Annotated in this window: 18 protein-coding genes; 11 read left to right on the top strand and 7 right to left on the bottom strand. The window is 70.9% G+C overall.

Annotation, left to right across the window (positions count from 1 at the left end; genetic code table 11):
- Positions 1 to 14 precede the first annotated feature (14 nt).
- Positions 15 to 317: a DUF5133 domain-containing protein gene (locus AC5L3C_RS34745; RefSeq protein ID WP_125509333.1), complete on the bottom strand. Its 303-nt coding sequence runs from the start codon at positions 315 to 317 to the stop codon at positions 15 to 17.
- A gap of 365 nt (positions 318 to 682) precedes the next feature.
- Here AC5L3C_RS34745 and AC5L3C_RS34750 point away from each other — a divergent pair, with 365 nt between their 5' ends.
- On the top strand, positions 683 to 1,195 hold the full coding sequence (locus tag AC5L3C_RS34750) for a pep a2 (RefSeq protein ID WP_493653070.1): 513 nt from the start codon (positions 683 to 685) through the stop codon (positions 1,193 to 1,195).
- Positions 1,192 to 3,336 (top strand): glycogen debranching protein GlgX, encoded by a 2,145-nt coding sequence (glgX, locus tag AC5L3C_RS34755; RefSeq protein ID WP_493653071.1) that lies wholly within the window; start codon positions 1,192 to 1,194, stop codon positions 3,334 to 3,336. Before AC5L3C_RS34750 ends, glgX begins: the two co-directional genes overlap by 4 nt.
- Positions 3,337 to 3,354: 18 nt before the next feature.
- On the opposite strand, the gene AC5L3C_RS34760 is transcribed toward glgX, so the two are convergent.
- The gene (locus tag AC5L3C_RS34760; protein ID WP_493653072.1) at positions 3,355 to 4,158 is read right to left on the bottom strand and encodes a VOC family protein; all 804 of its coding nucleotides are present in this window, start codon (positions 4,156 to 4,158) and stop codon (positions 3,355 to 3,357) included.
- 250 nt (positions 4,159 to 4,408) lie between these two features.
- Here AC5L3C_RS34760 and AC5L3C_RS34765 point away from each other — a divergent pair, with 250 nt between their 5' ends.
- Positions 4,409 to 4,729, top strand: a complete 321-nt coding sequence (locus AC5L3C_RS34765; RefSeq protein ID WP_493653073.1) for an ANTAR domain-containing protein — start codon at positions 4,409 to 4,411, stop codon at positions 4,727 to 4,729.
- Between the two features lie 18 nt (positions 4,730 to 4,747).
- On the opposite strand, the gene AC5L3C_RS34770 is transcribed toward AC5L3C_RS34765, so the two are convergent.
- Positions 4,748 to 5,539 (bottom strand): RNA polymerase sigma factor SigF, encoded by a 792-nt coding sequence (locus AC5L3C_RS34770; RefSeq protein ID WP_125509341.1) that lies wholly within the window; start codon positions 5,537 to 5,539, stop codon positions 4,748 to 4,750.
- Positions 5,540 to 6,052: 513 nt separating this feature from the next.
- On the opposite strand from AC5L3C_RS34770, the gene AC5L3C_RS34775 reads away from it, so the two are divergent.
- Positions 6,053 to 6,574, top strand: a complete 522-nt coding sequence (locus AC5L3C_RS34775) for a hypothetical protein (RefSeq protein WP_493653074.1) — start codon at positions 6,053 to 6,055, stop codon at positions 6,572 to 6,574.
- A 7-nt stretch (positions 6,575 to 6,581) separates the two neighbouring features.
- Here the strand turns inward: AC5L3C_RS34775 and hemC are convergent, their stop codons facing one another.
- The 4 genes from hemC to AC5L3C_RS34795 form a co-directional block, all read right to left on the bottom strand.
- The gene (gene hemC, locus AC5L3C_RS34780) at positions 6,582 to 7,517 is read right to left on the bottom strand and encodes a hydroxymethylbilane synthase (protein WP_493653075.1); all 936 of its coding nucleotides are present in this window, start codon (positions 7,515 to 7,517) and stop codon (positions 6,582 to 6,584) included.
- Positions 7,518 to 7,598: 81 nt separating this feature from the next.
- Positions 7,599 to 8,375 (bottom strand): NPP1 family protein, encoded by a 777-nt coding sequence (locus AC5L3C_RS34785; protein WP_493653076.1) that lies wholly within the window; start codon positions 8,373 to 8,375, stop codon positions 7,599 to 7,601.
- 144 nt (positions 8,376 to 8,519) lie between these two features.
- Positions 8,520 to 9,500, bottom strand: a complete 981-nt coding sequence (locus AC5L3C_RS34790; RefSeq protein WP_493653077.1) for an ATP-dependent DNA ligase — start codon at positions 9,498 to 9,500, stop codon at positions 8,520 to 8,522.
- Between the two features lie 340 nt (positions 9,501 to 9,840).
- Positions 9,841 to 10,752 carry a LysR family transcriptional regulator gene (locus AC5L3C_RS34795; protein WP_493653078.1) on the bottom strand — a complete coding sequence of 304 codons (912 nt, stop codon included), beginning with the start codon at positions 10,750 to 10,752 and terminating at the stop codon, positions 9,841 to 9,843.
- Between the two features lie 226 nt (positions 10,753 to 10,978).
- On the opposite strand from AC5L3C_RS34795, the gene AC5L3C_RS34800 reads away from it, so the two are divergent.
- The 7 genes from AC5L3C_RS34800 to AC5L3C_RS34830 all read left to right on the top strand — a co-directional run bounded on the left by AC5L3C_RS34800 (position 10,979) and on the right by AC5L3C_RS34830 (position 16,416).
- A complete protein-coding gene (locus AC5L3C_RS34800; RefSeq protein ID WP_125509355.1) occupies positions 10,979 to 11,713 on the top strand; it encodes an SDR family NAD(P)-dependent oxidoreductase in 735 nt (244 codons plus the stop codon).
- A gap of 69 nt (positions 11,714 to 11,782) precedes the next feature.
- On the top strand, positions 11,783 to 12,406 hold the full coding sequence (locus tag AC5L3C_RS34805; RefSeq protein ID WP_125509357.1) for an NADPH-dependent F420 reductase: 624 nt from the start codon (positions 11,783 to 11,785) through the stop codon (positions 12,404 to 12,406).
- A gap of 241 nt (positions 12,407 to 12,647) precedes the next feature.
- Complete coding sequence (locus AC5L3C_RS34810) at positions 12,648 to 12,797, top strand: hypothetical protein (protein WP_493653079.1); 150 nt, start codon at positions 12,648 to 12,650, stop codon at positions 12,795 to 12,797.
- A 53-nt stretch (positions 12,798 to 12,850) separates the two neighbouring features.
- On the top strand, positions 12,851 to 13,474 hold the full coding sequence (locus AC5L3C_RS34815) for an NADPH-dependent F420 reductase (protein WP_125509359.1): 624 nt from the start codon (positions 12,851 to 12,853) through the stop codon (positions 13,472 to 13,474).
- 69 nt (positions 13,475 to 13,543) lie between these two features.
- Positions 13,544 to 14,503, top strand: a complete 960-nt coding sequence (locus AC5L3C_RS34820) for an SDR family oxidoreductase (protein WP_493653080.1) — start codon at positions 13,544 to 13,546, stop codon at positions 14,501 to 14,503.
- A gap of 8 nt (positions 14,504 to 14,511) precedes the next feature.
- Complete coding sequence (locus AC5L3C_RS34825; protein ID WP_125510519.1) at positions 14,512 to 15,171, top strand: NADPH-dependent F420 reductase; 660 nt, start codon at positions 14,512 to 14,514, stop codon at positions 15,169 to 15,171.
- Between the two features lie 111 nt (positions 15,172 to 15,282).
- Positions 15,283 to 16,416, top strand: coding sequence for an epoxide hydrolase family protein (locus AC5L3C_RS34830; protein ID WP_493653081.1), 1,134 nt, complete (start codon positions 15,283 to 15,285; stop codon positions 16,414 to 16,416).
- The last annotated feature ends 32 nt before the right edge of the window (positions 16,417 to 16,448 follow it).

Genomic DNA, 16,448 nt, shown 5'->3' on the forward strand with positions numbered 1-16,448 from the left:
CAGCGGCGGGAAGGTCAGGGCCTTCCCGCCGGGGAGCGCCGCTCGACGGCCGGCGGACCCCGCCTGACCGTGGCGGCCGGACGGGGCCTGTCGTTCTGCTCCTGCAGATAGGTGACGGCGGTGGTGCGCAGGTACCGTTCGGCGGCGTCCGCGGCCTCCCGCGCGCAGCGCTTCCCCATCAGCACGCAGAGGGTGTAACCGGAGTCCTCGAAGGTGGCCCGCACCGTGTGGTCGGTGGGGGCCGCCAGCATCACGCGTTCCCAGGCCCGGTAGCGACGCAACTGCCGGGCAACTTCGGCTTTGGCGGGTAGCAGCATGCGCCGTTCACCTTTCCGGGGCTCGATGGAGGCGCGTTGTCCCGACGGTCGGGCAGGAGCGTGCGCACAGATGCACGAACCCGTAACGGCGATCGAGGTCTTCACACATGGTGCACGGGTGATGACGCAACGTCTTGTTGGGTTTTCAACCAGCTCTGGCGGCCACCGAAACGGGTGCCGACGGCCCGTCTGGCGCTCAGTTGTCGCCCCGTACGCCTCAGGTGTGCGCTCGTGTTGCACGAATGGACCAACCCCCGCACTCTGAAGGTGACTCAGAAGCGATACCCGCTCACGTTCCGTGTTCGGGGGCCCGTCCCGAAGGGGCGAGAAGGAGCGCGAGCATTCGCGGTGAGGAGCCAACGACCATGAAGACCGCAGTGCCCTGCTACTACCACCTCGACGTGGAAGTCAGCCCGGAGAAAGTCGGACAGGTCAGCCGCATACTGGCCGCTCACCTCCGGTTCTGGGACCTGGAGAACCTGATGGAACCGGTCTGCGGCGGTGCCGAGATGCTGCTGCGCGCCATCGACGAGCACGCCACCGACAAGAACACGTCCATCGAGATGTGGTGGAACGGCCAGCACCTCATCACGGCCATCGGGGACCACGACCGCGCCCTGCGCCCGGACCAGGAGCTGCGCGGCTGCCTCCAGCACATCGCCGCGAGCAGCGACGGCTGGGGCTGCTGCGCCACCGAGTCCGGCAGCAAGGTCATCTGGTTCTCGCAGCGCGCCCGCGCCGGCGAACGCGTCCCGCTGGTGCCGACGGCGCCCGACCCCCGCGAGAGCGAGGGCCTGGACCTGCCCCGCGAGGTGAGCGTGGCCACGCTCACCGGCCGGGTACGAACGCCGGGCGGCCTCCTGGAGGAGGTCCGGTGACCCGGCGACAGAACAGGAAAGGGGCGCCCGCCTGGAGCGGGCGCCCCTACCCGCTGGGTGCGGCCCACGACGGGGAGGGCACCAACTTCGCGCTCTTCAGCGAGGTCGCCGAACGCGTGGACCTGGTCCTGGTGGACGACGACGGCCGGCACCGCACGGTACGGCTCACCGAGGCCGACGGCTTCGTCTGGCACGGCTACCTCCCGGGCGTCGGCCCCGGACAGCGCTACGGCTACCGGGTGCACGGCCCCTGGGCCCCGGCGGCCGGGCACCGCTGCAACCCGGCGAAACTCCTCCTGGACCCCTACGCCACCGCGGTGGACGGCCAGATCGACAACCACCCCTCGCTCTACGAGCGCAGCCCGCACGGCCCCGACCCGGCCGACAGCGCCGGCCACACCATGCTCGGCGTGGTGACCGACCCGGCCTTCGACTGGGGCGACGACACCCGCCCCTGCCGCCCCTACTCCGACACGGTGATCTACGAAGCCCACGTCAAGGGCATGACCCGCACCCACCCCGACGTCCCCGAGGCACTGCGGGGCACCTACGCGGGTCTCGCGCACCCCTCCGTGGTCGAGCACCTCACCTCGCTCGGCGTGACCGCCGTGGAGCTGATGCCGGTGCACCAGTTCGTCCAGGACGGTGTGCTGCAGAGCCGGGGCCTGGCCAACTACTGGGGCTACAACACCATCGGCTTCTTCGCCCCGCACAACGCCTACGCCGCCCACGGCACCCGCGGCGGGCAGGTCACCGAGTTCAAGAACATGGTGAAGACCCTGCACGCGGCGGGGCTCGAGGTGATCCTGGACGTCGTCTACAACCACACCGCCGAGGGCAACGAGAAGGGCCCCACGCTCTCCTTCCGGGGCATCGACAACTCCTCGTACTACCGCCTGGTCGACGGCGACTGGCGCCACTACTACGACACCACCGGCACCGGCAACAGCCTGCTGATGCGCCACCCCTACGTGCTCCAGCTGATCATGGACTCGCTGAGATACTGGGTCACCGAGATGCATGTCGACGGCTTCCGGTTCGACCTCGCGGCCACCCTGGCCCGGCAGTTCCACGAGGTGGACCGGCTCTCCGCGTTCTTCGACCTGATCCAGCAGGACCCGGTGATCAGCCGCGTCAAGCTGATCGCCGAACCGTGGGACGTCGGCGAGGGCGGATACCAGGTCGGCAACTTCCCGCCGCTGTGGTCCGAGTGGAACGGCAAGTACCGTGACGCCGTACGGGACTTCTGGCGCGGTGAGGAGCACACGCTGGGCGAGTTCGCCTCCCGGCTGACCGGTTCCTCCGACCTCTACGCCCACAGCAGGCGCCGGCCACGCGCCAGCGTCAACTTCGTCACCGCGCACGACGGTTTCACCCTGCGGGACCTCGTCTCGTACAACGACAAGCACAACGAGGCCAACGGCGAGGGCAACCGGGACGGCGAGAGCGGCAACCGGTCCTGGAACTGCGGCGTCGAGGGCGCCACCCGGGACCCGGCCGTGCGTGAGCTGCGCGCCCGCCAGCAGCGCAACTTCCTCGCCACGCTGCTGCTCTCGCAGGGCATCCCGATGCTCTCCCACGGCGACGAACTCGGCCGCACCCAGCGTGGCAACAACAACGCCTACTGCCAGGACAACGAGATCAGCTGGATCGACTGGCGGACGACCGAGGAACAGCGCAGCCTGCTCGACTTCACGCGCCGGCTCATCTCCCTGCGGGTGATTCACCCCGTGCTGCGCCGCCGCCGCTTCTTCCGGGGCGAGACCGTGCGCCACGCCGGCCAGCCGCTGCCCGACCTGGTGTGGCTGCTGCCCGACGCCCAGGAGATGACCGACGACGACTGGCAGCGCTCCGACGCCCACTCGGTCGGCGTGTTCCTCAACGGCGACGCCATCGCCGAACCCGGCCCGCGCGGCGGGCGGCTGGTCGACGACTCCTTCCTGCTGCTGCTCAACAGCCACTGGGAACCGGTCGACTTCCGGCTGCCGGACGCCTCCTACGGCGAGTGCTGGACGGCCCTGATCGACACCGCCGACCCGGAGGGCGCCCCCGACGAGTCGGAACGCAAGGCCGGCACCACCCTCACCGTCGACGCCCGCAGCCTGGTCCTGCTCTCCCGCCCGTCCCGCACCTCGGGGTGACGGCCGGCCCCGGGGAGGTCAGCGCTCCCGGCGCGAGGTCACCGTGAACTGGGCCCCCTCGTTGTCGCGGAGCACGGCCTCCTCGGGCCCCTCGGACAGCACACTGCCGCCGTGCCGCTCCGCGGCGCGGGCACAGGCCGCCACGTCCCGCACGGCGAAGTGGACCTGCCAGTGCGGCCGGATCGCCGGATCGGGTGCCGAGCCCACCGCCCCCGACGAGATGCGGGCCACCACGTCCCCCTCGCTGCGCAGCACCACTTCCTCGCCCTCGTAGTGCGCCTCGCAGCACCCGGGTTCACCGGACGCCCAGTCGAAGACCCCGCCGTAGAAGATCGCCGCGTCGAAGGCGTCCCGGGTGTGCAGCCGGATGAAGGCGAGCTGCGCGCGGCGCCAGGTGTGCCAGTCGGTGAACAGCTCGCCCTCCCAGATCCCGAACGTCGCCCCGTCCCGGTCGGCCAGCAGCGCGGCGCGCCCGGGCGGCAGGGAGATCGGGCCGACCGCAGTGGTGCCGCCGCGCTCCATCACCCGTGCCGCGGCCTCGTCCGCGCTGCGCACCGCGAAGTACGGCGTCCACGCCACCGCCATCTGCCACATCCCGGCCACCGCGGCGATCCCGGCCACCGGCCGGCCGTCGGCCAGGGCCATCCGGAACCGGTCGCCCAGGCGCGCCGGACGCCACTCCCAGCCCAGCACGGCCGAGTAGAACTCCTCGGTCGTCCGCATGTCGCGGCTGGTCAGACTCACCCAGCAGGGCGCACCGTACACGGAGTGCGTCGAGACGACGTCCGTCGCACCGGCGGGGGAGGGCATGTCGTGGTTCATGGAAGTCGCGTCCTGATCTCGTCGGCCCGGCAGCCACCCGGATGGCACCAGTGTCCGCCGGGTACCGGTCCGGGCGCCTGCCGAGTACCCCGGCGGTGGCCCCGAAACGGTGGCTCCGGCCGCCCGCGGACCATCCCGGTGGCACAGGGCGGCCCGAGTGGGGACCATGGATGGATCCGACACTGGGTGAAGGCACTCAAGCACTATGCGAAGGCGCCACGAGAGCGGCACACCGGACTCGGAGGTGACCATGCCCACGGACGGGGGCGCGGACCGGATTCTCCAGCTGGAGCGGGAAGTGCAGCAGCTGAAGGAAGCGGTGGTCTCGCACGCGGTGGTGGACCAGGCGATCGGCATGATCGTCGCACTCGGGCGGGTCTCGCCCGACCAGGGCTGGGCGGTGCTCAAGGAGGTCTCCCAGCGCACGAACATCAAGCTGCGCAACGTCGCCGACATGATCCTCGTCTGGGGACGCACCGGAGTGCTGCCGACGGAGGTGCGCACGGTGCTCGAGGAGGTCCTGGACCGGCTCGGCCCGTCCCGCCTGCCGGGCGTGCGGCCCGAGCGCTGACGCGCCGCGCGGCGGACTTCAGCAGGCCTCGGCCCGCAGTTCCTCGCGCAGTTGCGCGAAGCAGCTGCTGAGCAGCCGGGAGACGTGCATCTGCGAGATGCCCAGCTGCGCGGCGATCCCGCTCTGCGTCATGCCCTTGAAGAAACGCAGATAGAGGATCAGCCGCTCGCGCTCCGGCAGCGCCTCCAGACAGGGCCGCACCGCCACCCGGTCGACGACGGTGTCGTAGCCCGGGTCCGGACCGCCGATCGCGTCCTGGAGGGCGTACCCGTCGGTGCCCGGCATCTCCGCCTCCAGCGACAGCGCGGAGAAGCACTCCAGCGCCTCGGTGCCGGTGCGCACCTCGTCCTCGGTCAGCTGGGCGTGCGCGGCGATCTCGGCCACCGTGGGTGCCCGGCCCGGGGTCGTCTGGGACAGTTCCTTGGCCGCGTGCCGCACGCGGTTGCGCAGGTCCTGGACCCGGCGCGGAACGTGCAGGGTCCACATGTGGTCGCGGAAGTGGCGCTTGATCTCACCGGTGATGGTCGGCACCGCGTACGCCTCGAAGGCGTTGCCGCGCGCCGGGTCGTAGTGGTCGACGGCCTTCACCAGACCGAGCGCCGCCACCTGGTACAGGTCCTCGAGGGCCTCGCCGCGGCCCCGGAACCGGACGGCGATCCGCTCGGCCATGGGCAGCCACGCCGTGACCAGCTCGTCGCGCAGTGCCCTGCGCTCCGGCCCTTCGGGCAGCCCGGCCAGACGTGCGAAGGCCCCGGCCGTGTCGGGGGCGTCGTCGTGGGTGTGCGGCTTCCTGGGACTGATGGTACGCATCGCGCGCACCTCCCTGAGCGGGGTGCCGGATGGACAGACCCCGTGGGAAGCGGCGAATCGGACCGGGACGGGCCCGGGGCCGGCGAACCGGTTCCCACGGACGTGCCTCCTGTCCGAAGCACTGAGAAGTCCTTTCCCCGTCCGCCGGTATTTCAAAACGGCTGCCGGAATTCACGCGCCTGCATTCATGTAATGCGCACGGTCCGGAGGCGAGTGAATTCGGGCAGTGAAATTCCCCGGACCGGGCGTGTACGGCGCCGGCGCCGGGGCCCCGGGGCCCGTGTCCCGGGGCGCACGGCGCCGTCCCGGCGGCACGCCGGCGATCACGGGGCGGACGTGATGTGCGGCACGCCGCGGTCCCGGCCCCGGTCCGCCGGTCGGGCGATTCCTCCAGCGCAGCGCTTGATCGGCGATCAGATGGGGCGAACTGCCTGACCACGGCGCATTCCGCTCGTTTGACAGTGCGCTGAGCACACAGATAGGAAGCAGCGGACAGAAGTCGAGAGGTGCAGCGTGTACGAGCCGAACGTGGTCGGGGACTGGCAGGAGTACGACGAGCATGCCGGTCTGCGGGTCCGCGTCCACCGTCTGGAATCCGGTGAACCGCCGCGCGGACGGGACGACGCCGCCGAGGGGCTGACGTACTTCCGTCTCCGCGTGACCGTCGAGAATCGCGGCGTTCGGCCTTTCTGTATTCATCTCGAAGACGGTCAGATCGATGTGCGCACCGGCCCGGACGGCGAGAGCGCATTCATCGACTGGCGCAACTCGCAGTTCATCGAAGGATTCGATGTGTACCCGCTGCGCCGGGCCACCGCGGTGATCTACGCGGCCGGTCCCGAGGCGTCCCTGAGCCATGTCGACGTCCAGGTGCAGCTGCGCGCCGAGGAGGAGTGGGCCGGGCGGCGGCTGTGGACGGGCGGCGTCGGTGCGGCCGACGGGTCCGCGGGAGCGCCCGTGGGCGCCTGCCGGGAATCCCTCGCCCAGCAGGTGAGTGTCTTCCTCCAGGAGCAGGCGGAGGAAGGCACCTCCTGAGCCGCGCTCAGTGCGGGATGCCGTCGATGATCTCCCGGGCGCCCTGACGCAACAGGGCCACCGCGACGGACGTGCCGAGCGTGGCGGGGTCGAGCCGCCCCGCCCATTCGTGCGCGTTCAGCCGGGTCTTGCCGTCCGGTGTGAAGACACAGGCCCGCAACGACAGTTCGCCCCCGCGGTCCATCCGCGCGCAGCCGGCGATCGGGCTGTTGCAGTGGCCCTGCAGCACATGCAGGAGCATGCGTTCGGCGGTGGCCTCGCGATGGGTGTCCGGGTCGCCGAGCGGGCTGACCGTGTCGATCAGCTCGGTGTCGTCCTCCCGGCACTGCAGCGCGAGGATGCCCGCCCCGACGGGCGGCATCATGGTCTCGATCGGGAGCACCTCGCTGATCACGTCGGTGCGGCCGATGCGTTCGAGACCGGAGACCGCCAGCAGCAGGGCGTCCGCCTCGCCGGCCGCGAGCTTCTCCAGCCGCCGGTTGGCGTTGCCGCGGAACGGCACGCAGCGCAGGTGCGGATGGGCGGCGGCCAGCTGGGCGACGCGGCGCACCGAGGAGGTGCCCACCCGGGTGCCGGGCGGGAGCTCGTCCGGACCGAGTCCGCCGGGGTGCACGAGGGCGTCACGGACGTCGTCCCGCTTCAGGAACGCGGCGAACACCGTGCCGGCCGGGAGCGGACGGTCGGCGGGCACGTCCTTGAGGCAGTGCACGGCGAGATCCGCCGCGCCGGAGAGCAGCGCGGCGTCCACCTCCTTGGTGAACGCGCCCTTGCCCTCCACCTGCGACAGATCGCCCAGCCACTTGTCCCCGGTGGTCGTGACGGGCACGACCTCGGTGCGCACTCCGGGGCGGGCGGCGGCCAGCTCCGCGCGCACCCGGTCCACCTGGGCGAGCGCCATGGGGGAGTCGCGGGAGACGATGCGGACCGGTTCCGGGACGGACATGCCGACACGATAGACCTCCCGGTGCCCCTCCCGTGCCGGGAACGCCGCACGGCGCTCCCGGCGTCAACTCCGGGGTGACGTTCAGGCGTTCGGGTCGAAGGGGATGCCCGACGGCTTGGCCGCCGCCAGGTGGGAGACGAAGCTGCTGTCCTTCAGGCCGAAGTGGGCGCTGCCGAAGTCGTATGAGACCAGCCGGTCGCGCAGGCCCGGCGGATAGCCGTTCCAGCCCACCAGGGCCGGGTACTGCCAGCTGCCCCGGTGGTTCTCCGGCGGCTCGTCGGCCGCGCGCCCGAGGCGGAAGCAGTGCGTGCCGATGCCGTCCTTGTGGTAGACGATCTTGGGGTGTGTCCCCTCGAAGCGGACCGCGGACCGCGCGTGGATCGAGAACGAACCATGGTTGGACGTCGCGACGTACTGGGCGGTGTCGTTCTGCACCCACACCACCACATGCTCCCAGTCGTGGCGGTGGCCGCCGAGGGGAATGCCCGGCAGTGCCTGGTCCTTCTCGAAGTACAGGGCGTAGACGACGGCGCACCAGCCGTTGTTGCACGTGGAGCGGGCGTATCCGTTGGTGTTCTCCAGATCGGAGGCGTCACGGCAGTTGCCGTTGAGGGCGCCGGTCGGCTTGAGGCCGGTGTTGACCGCGCCGTCCGGGCCGATCGCCGGGGTGGGGTAGCAGCCGTCCTTGTCGTAGTCGTAGGCGGGCTGGAAGGTCCGCTCGAGCGTGTCGGCGTCGGCGGGCAGGGCGGGCGGGGGAACGGCGAAGGCGGTGGCGGGGAAGGCGATGACGAACGCGGCCGCGCCGGCCAGTACGGTCAGCCATCTCCTGCGGTGTGTTCGGGACGTGCTCGGCGACACTGCGTCCTCCTCCTGGTCCGGGCGCAGCCCAACGGCTGTGGGGGGCAAGGGGGTTCAGCATCGCGGTTGGACGTATACATGCCAAGAGGGGCGGGGTGCCGTTCGGTGACGCGCGGCGCAACTCCGGCGGTGCCGGGTGCCGGATCACACCATGTCGTCCGGAATGTCCGCCGCCGCGTCCTCGGGAGCGAGGTCCGGGCGCAGCCGCAGCCACGACGGCTGGCGCAGCATGCCGTTGCGGGTACGGGTGCTGTAGCGGACCTCCCCGACCAGCCGCGGCACCACCCAGCGCGCGCCCGGGGCGGCCGGTACCGGGTCGAAGGGGCACACGTCGGTCGCCAGCTCCCGCAACAGCGCGGCGAGCTCGGTCCGTTCGCCCTCGCTCCAGCCGGTGCCCACGCCGCCGACGTACCGCAGCCGCCCCGCCGCCCGCTGCCCGACGAGGACAGCGCCCGGCAGCCCGGTCAGCCGCCCCCTGCCGGGCAGCCAGCCGCCGATCAGCACGTCCTCGCTGCGCATGTTGCGGATCTTGATCCAGGCGCGGGACCGCACGCCCGGTTCGTACACCGAGTCGAGCCGCTTGCACACCAGCCCCTCGAGCCCGTGCTCGACGGTGGCCCGCAGCGCCTGGGCCCCGTGACCGACGATCGCCGCCGGGGTGGACCATGCCGGCCCCTCGAGGCCGAGGCCCAGCAGCGTCTCGCGGCGCGCGGTGCAGGGCAGCCGGATCAGGGACCGCCCGTCCAGGTGCATGACGTCGAACAGCACCAGGTGCACCGGGACCGCCGCCGCCCGCCGGGCCGCCCGCCCGGGCGCGTGCGCCAGGCCCATCCGGGACTGCAGCAGCTGGAAGCTCGCCCGGCCGTGCTCGTCCAGGGCGAGCACCTCGCCGTCCAGGACCGCGGGCCTGCCGCCGAGGGCCGTGGCCAGCGGGTGGAGCTCCGGGTACGCGGCCGTGATGTCCTGACCGGACCGGGCCCGCAGCACGACCGTGCCGTCCCCCGGCAGATACACCACCGCCCGCTGCCCGTCCTGCTTGGTCTCATAGGCCCAGCGGTGATCCGCCGCCGGGGGCGGCAGCGTTCCGGGCGTGGCGAGCATGGGCGGGATCAGCGGCAACGTCACGGATGAGATCTGAACACCCTCACCCCCCGCCACGCCCCGACACCGGGGCTTTCGCCTGAACGGCCCCGGGCGGGCCGGCGGAAGACACGGAACCTGTCCGCGCCGGCGCGACCGGCTGCCAAGCGGCCGGACGAGGCATCCGCGCCCGGCCAGGAAGCCGGCCTCGACCGCCCCGGCACCCGCACGGTGCGACGCGGCCGTCCGGCCGTGTCACGCGGGTCCCGGCGTCTGGTGCATATCGCGTGGGTGAGACCGGGCGTATCCCGTCGTCGATCAGCGCGCCGTGGCCGACAAGCCGAATGTTGCATCAGGCCAGGAACGAACAGAACAGCAGAGCTGCTCAATCGCGCTTCGAAGAAGCGTCGGTCGTAGGCTTGAACATTTCGTAGTTCCCGCATTCTGCCGTGATCTCGGATGTCGCCTGAGCCGCGGCGAAGAAGTCGTCGGCCAGCGGCGAGGTACGCGACGCCGCCATTGCGACGAATACTTGATCGGGCGCCACATCCGGGACGGGCACGTAGCTGATGTCCGGACGTGAGAAGAACACGGTCTCCGAACGCCCCACGAACGAGATGCCGCGGCCGGCCGCGACGTGCTCCAGCTTCTCCTCCACGCCGCGCACCCGGAGTCCGGAGTCCGGGTGCGGGCGCCGGGTGGGCTGCGTGCTCGCGTCGGCATGCCAGATCAGCGGCTCACCGGCCAGGTCGGCCTCGGTGACCTGATCCTTGCCGGCCAGCCGGTGATCGGTGGGCAGCGCCACCATGAGGGGCTCGGTGTAGAGCGGAGTCAGGCGCAGCCCCGTCTCGTCGATGGGCAGCCGCACATAGGCGACGTCGACGCGGCCGTCGAGCAGCATCGAACCCTGGTCGTCCCATTCCATGCGCTGCACGTCCACGACCACGTCCGGATGCTGCGCCTCGAACACCCGCGTGGCGGGGATGACCGGGATGCCTGCCCGGAAGCCGACCACCAGCCGCTGGCCGCCGCGTTCTGCCACGGAGACCCGGCGCCGTACCGCGTGCGCGGAGGCGAGCAGCGGGCCCGCGTCGTCCAGCAGCTGTCGGCCCGCGTCGGTCAGCGTGACGCCGTGACTGTCCCTGGTGAACAGCGAGGCGCCGAGATCCTTTTCCAGTGCGCGGATCTGCCGGCTGAGCGCCGGTTGCGCGATGTGCAGCTCATCGGCGGCGCGGCCGAAGTGCAGCCGTTCGGCCACGGCGACGAAGTAGCGCAGCTTGCGCAGATCCAGATCCACGGAGCCTCCCGGTCCGGCAATGCCTTGAGGGTATCACCGCGGTGGAAACAGGTCTTGGACACACGATCAGGCCGGTGACATCGTTAATTGGGCCGGGGCAACTCGGTTCGAGAATTCGGAATCGGCGTTTGGCGGAAGGGCCCAAATTCAGGATGAGCAAAGGCGCATCAAGAATTGAGCCCCTTCCTTTCCGGTTTCGGAAATTCATCAATTCAAAGGAGTGACCGTGGGAAAGCTCGATGGCAAGGTGGCGGTGATCACCGGTGGGTCCACCGGCCTGGCACTGGCCGGGGCCAAGCTGTTCGTCGCCGAAGGAGCGCACGTCTTCATCCAGGCGCGGCGGCAGGAAGCCCTGGACGAGGCCGTCAAGCTGATCGGCCGCAACGTCACCGCCGTCCAGGGTGACGCGTCCGATCTGGACGACCTGGATCGCCTGTACGACACCGTCAAGCGGGAGAAGGGCTCGATCGACGTGCTGTGGGCCAGCGCCGGGGTCGGCGAACCCGGCGTTCTCGGCGAGATCACCGAGGAACAGTTCGAACGGGCCTTCTCGCTCAACGCGCGCGGCACCCTGTTCACCGTGCAGAAGGCCCTGCCGCTGGTCAACGACCACGGCTCCATCCTCATGACCGGTTCCAACGCGTCCCTCGGCGCCTTTCCCGGCTGGAGCCTCTACGCGGGCAGCAAAGCCGTCCAACAGGCATGGGCTCGCGTGTGGCTCAACGAGCTGCGCGACCGCAAGATCCGGGTCAACGTCCTGACCCCCGGACAGGTCGCCACCGCCAAGCAGGAAGAGCTGTTCGACGAGGCGACCAGGGCTTCGTTCGAGTCCCTCATTCCCCGCGGAACGATGGGCCGTCCCGAAGAGATCGCCAGCATCGCCCTGTTCCTCGCCTCCGACGACTCCAGCTACGTCAACGGCCTGGAACTGGTCGCCGACGGCGGCACGACCGCCATCTGAACCCCACCCGAACGAGTCATGGCGGCGTCCGAGGGACAGGCGCCTCGAGGACAGAAAGAGGCACGGCTCATGAGCAGCATCACCTTCATCGGTGCGGGGAACATGGCCCGCACGATCGGCACGCGCGCGGTGGCGGGCGGCAACACCGTCGAGATCATGGCGCGCGATCATTCCAAGGCCGACGCCCTGGCCGAGGCTCTGGGCAGCGGCACCACGACAGGTGAGTGGGGCGCCGTACCGACCGGGGACATCGTCATCACGGCCGTGTTGTACGACGGTGTCGTCCCCACCGTCGCCGAGTTCGGAGACGCACTCGCCGGCAAGATTGTCGTCGACATCAGCAACCCCTTCAACGCCGCGTTCGACGGCCTGGTCCACAGCGAGCCGACGTCGATCGCGCAGGAGGTCGCCAAGGCGGCCCCGGCCGACGCCAAGGTCTTCAAGGCCTTCAACACCATCTTCCGCGGCGTCCTGGAGAACGGCCGGCCCGACGTCTTCTTCGCCGGCGACGACCCGCAGGCCAAGGCGGACGTGGCGGCCTTCATCGAGAGCCTCGGACTGCGCCCGATGCATGTCGGCGGCCTGAAGATGGCGCACTGGCTGGAAGGGGCGGGCGTGCTCACGGTAGGCCTCGCGGGCAACGGAGTCGGCCACGGAGACTTCGCCCTCGGCGTCAACGAAGTCAACGGCTGAGCGAGTCGGCGGACAGAGGACCTCGGCCATGACGCTCTGCGGGTCGGCGATCGCCTGGTCACGCCCGTCGACGTGGGCAGCAACTCCCTGGCCCGAGGGCCGCAGATGGCCCGCTCCTTCGGCCCCGTGCCGCTGTTGACCGTCGCTGCGGCCGACTCGGCGCATCGCGGAGTCGGCCGCAGCGGGGTCGGCCGGCCCGGAGTCGAAGGGCCGGCTTCCGCCGCGTCGATCAGCAGTCCGCATGGCCGTCCTGAGTGCGTCGGGATCGCGGCCGGCGTCTGCCGACTCCGGCGTCGACGAGGCGTACTTCGATGCCCTCGCGATGTTCACCAGCCTTGACCAGCTGCTCGACTTCGCCGCCCAGGTGATCGAGCGCACCGGCCGGCTGTGACCCTCCAAGAAGCGACCCCCAGGAAACGACCACCAAGAAGGAGAACACTCATCATGAGCAACATCAGTTTCATCGGCCTCGGGGGCATGGCCCACGCCATCGCCGCACGCGCGGTCTCGGGCGGCCACTTTGTCGAGCTCATCGGCCGCGACCCGGCCAAGGCCAAGGGCCTGGCATCCGAACTCGGCGCGGGTGCCACGGCGGGGACGTTCGGCACGGTCCCCGCGGGCGACCTCGTCGTCCTCGCCGTGCCGTACACCAGCGCTGTGCCGGTCGTCGCCCAGTACGGAGACGCCCTGGCCGGCAAGGTCATCATTGACATCTCCAACACCTTCGACGCCGACGCCACCGGGCTGGTCACCCCCGACGGCACATCCGGTGCGCAGGAGATCGCCAAGGCGGCCCCGGTGAGCGCGCACGTCGTGAAGGCGTTCAACACCGTCTTCGGCCACGTCCTGGTCCAGGAACGACGGTTGGACGTGTTCTGCGCCGGAGACGACGAGGGCGCCAAGGCGAACGTGTCGGCCTTCATCGAGAGCCTCGGACTGCGCCCGTTCGATGTCGGCGGCCTGGAGATGGCTCGCTGGCTGGAAGGGATCGGGCCGCTGCTGATGGGCCTGGCCCGCAACGGCGCGGGCACCTTCGACATCGCCCTCAACGTCGACCTGCCCGGCTGAGCGCACCCCACATTTCCGCTTCTTCGACGCCGTACCACTCACGCCGCATCACACACAAGGAGGAGTAACGTGCACGTCTTCGTCACGGGCGGGACCGGCCACTCCGGTTCGCACATCATTCCCGAACTCGTCGCCGCAGGGCACGAGGTCACCGGCCTGGCCCGGTCGGACACGGCCGCGGCGACCCTGTCCGCGCTCGGCGCGAAGGTCCGCCGCGGCGACCTCCGGGATCTCGACGGGCTCAAGGAGGCGGCCGCGGACTCCGACGGCGTCATCCACGTCGCGCACAGGCAGGACCTGCTTCCGTCCGGCGGGATCGACGCCGTGGCCGCCGCCGAGGTCCCGATCGTGCTCGCCTACGGCGAGGCACTCGCGGGAACCGGAAAGCCACTGGTCGCGGCGGGGAGCATCGGCTCGCCCGGGACCGGGCGGAACCTGGGCCGGCCGTCCACCGAGGAGGATCCTGCCCTCCCCGTCGGCGATGAGCACAAGGGCACCCTCCGGGCCCGTAACGTCGTCGAGACCACGGTCATCGGCCTCGCCGAGCGGGGAGTCCGGTCTTCGGTCGTACGGATCGCCAACATCGCGCACAGCACGGCCGATCGTGCCGGCTTCCTCCCCACACTGATCGCCCTGGCGAAGGAGAAGGGCTTCGCCGGGTACCCCGGAGACGGCACGAACCTGTGGAACGCCGTACACATCCGCGACGCCGCTTCCCTGTTCCGCCTGGCACTGGAGAAGGGCCCGGCCGGCCGCTACTGGCACGCGGTCGAGGACGGGGGCGTCCCGGTCCGCGAGATCGCGCAGGCCATCGGCAACCGCCTGGGCCTGCCCGCGGTGAGCGTGCCCCTGGACGAACTGATGCTGCCGGGACACTTCGGGTTCCTCACCAACATCGTCACGCAGAGCTACTCGACGTCCAACCTCATCACCCGCAGGACCCTCGGCTGGGAACCCGCCCGGCCCGGCCTCCTCGCCGACCTGGACAACGGCCACTACTTCCCGTCAACCGACGTCCCCGCAATCTGATGACCACTGTGGGATTCATCGGAAGCGGGTCCATCGGCAGCACGATCGCGCGGCTCGCCGTCGCGGCCGGACACCAGGTCGTGCTCAGCAACTCGCGCGGTCCCGGGTCGCTCGCGGACACGGTCGCGGAACTGGGTCCCCAGGCGTCGGCGGCGACGAGCGAGGAGGCCGCGGCGGCCGGTGACATCGTCGTGGTCACGGTGCCGGTCACGGCCTTCCCCGCGCTGCCCGCCGCACCGCTGGCCGGGAAGACGGTCATCGACACGTGCAACTACGGCCCCGAGCGCGACGGGCACATCCCCGAGCTGGACGGCACGTCGCTCACCTCGAGCGAGCTGCTGCTGCGATACGTCCCGGACGCCATGCTCGTGAAAGCGTTCAACAACATCTACTTCAAGCACCTGCTGTCGCTCGCCCGCCCGGCGGGGGCGGCCGACCGCTCCTACCTGCCGATCGCCGGGGACTCCGGGCCGGCGAAGGCGGCAGCTGCCGAGTTCATCGATTCCATCGGGTACGGCGTGGTGGACGCGGGACTCCTGGCCGACAGCTGGCGGCAGGCGACGGGCACACCGGTGTGGGGAACCCCGTACGGGCCGCCCTCGCACGAGAAGGGCCGGCCGACCGGCCCGGACGCCATCCGCGCGGCACTCGCCACCGCAACGCGGTGATCGCAAGTCGGCGCGTGCCGCAGTATGGTCCGGCCGCGATCATGTGCGCCGACTGCCACCGATGCGAAGACAGCATCACGACCAGCACGTGAGCACGGCCAGGAGAGGCACATGACCGACCCATCGCCGGTGATCGCGGTGACCGATGCAGAACTCGAAGACCTGCGCGCGCGGCTACGCGCCACCCGGTGGCCCACCGGGTGGCCCGTCGACGGCTGGGAAGCGGGCGCCGACACCACTGAGGTGCGCCGCCTGGCGGAGTACTGGGCCACCGGCTATGACTGGCGCACCCACGAGGCGCGGATCAACGCCCTGCCGCACCACACGGCCGCCATCGGCGGCACGCCCGTCCACTACCTCCGGTTCGACGGCGAGCAGCCCGGCGCCCTGCCGATCGTCCTGACCCACGGCTGGCCCAGCACCTTCCTGGAGCTCACCGACCTCGCCCGGCGCCTCGCGGAGCCGTCGAAGCACGGCGGCGACGCGTCCGACGCGTTCACGGTCGTCGTCCCCTCGCTGCCCGGCTACGCGTTCTCGCCGCAACACCCGGCCCTTCCGCCGACGCTCCAGACTCACCAGATCTGGCACCGGCTCATGCGGGACGAGCTCGGTTTCCACCGGTACGCCGCCCACGGCGCCGACCTGGGCGCGGGGATCACCTCGCGCCTGGGGGAGGCCTACGCGGAGTCGCTGGCCGGCATCCACCTGCTCGCCGTCGCCGCACCCCAGGAGTACGGCGCCACCAGCCTCACCCCGGACGAACAGGCCTACCTCGACCAGGTCGCCACCTGGAGCGCGGCGGAGGGCGGCTACCAGCACCAGCAGAGCACCCGCCCGCTCACCCTGGCCCACGCTCTGTCCGACTCTCCGACCGGCCTGCTGGCCTGGATCGTCGAGAAGTACCGCGCCTGGAGCGACTCGGGCGGCGACCTCTCGTCCCGGTTCACCGACGACTTCGTCCTCACCCAGGCGTCCCTGTACTGGTTCACAGGCACGATCTCGACGTCGTTCCGGCCCTACTACGAGTACGCCCGCGGCCTGACCCGGCGCGTCGCAAAGGTCGACGTACCCACCGCCGTCGCGGTCTTCCCCGCCGACCTCACCCAGCCCCCGCGCTCCTGGGCCGAACGCACCTACACCGTCACCCGGTACACGTCGATGCCACGCGGCGGACACTTCGCCGCCCACGAAGAGCCCGAACTGCTCGCCGACGACATCACCGAGTTCTTCCGCCAACTGCGCTGAGACCGACCCTGCAACAGGCGGAGCGGCTCCGG

The sequence above is a fragment of the Streptomyces speibonae genome, from assembly GCF_984686075.1.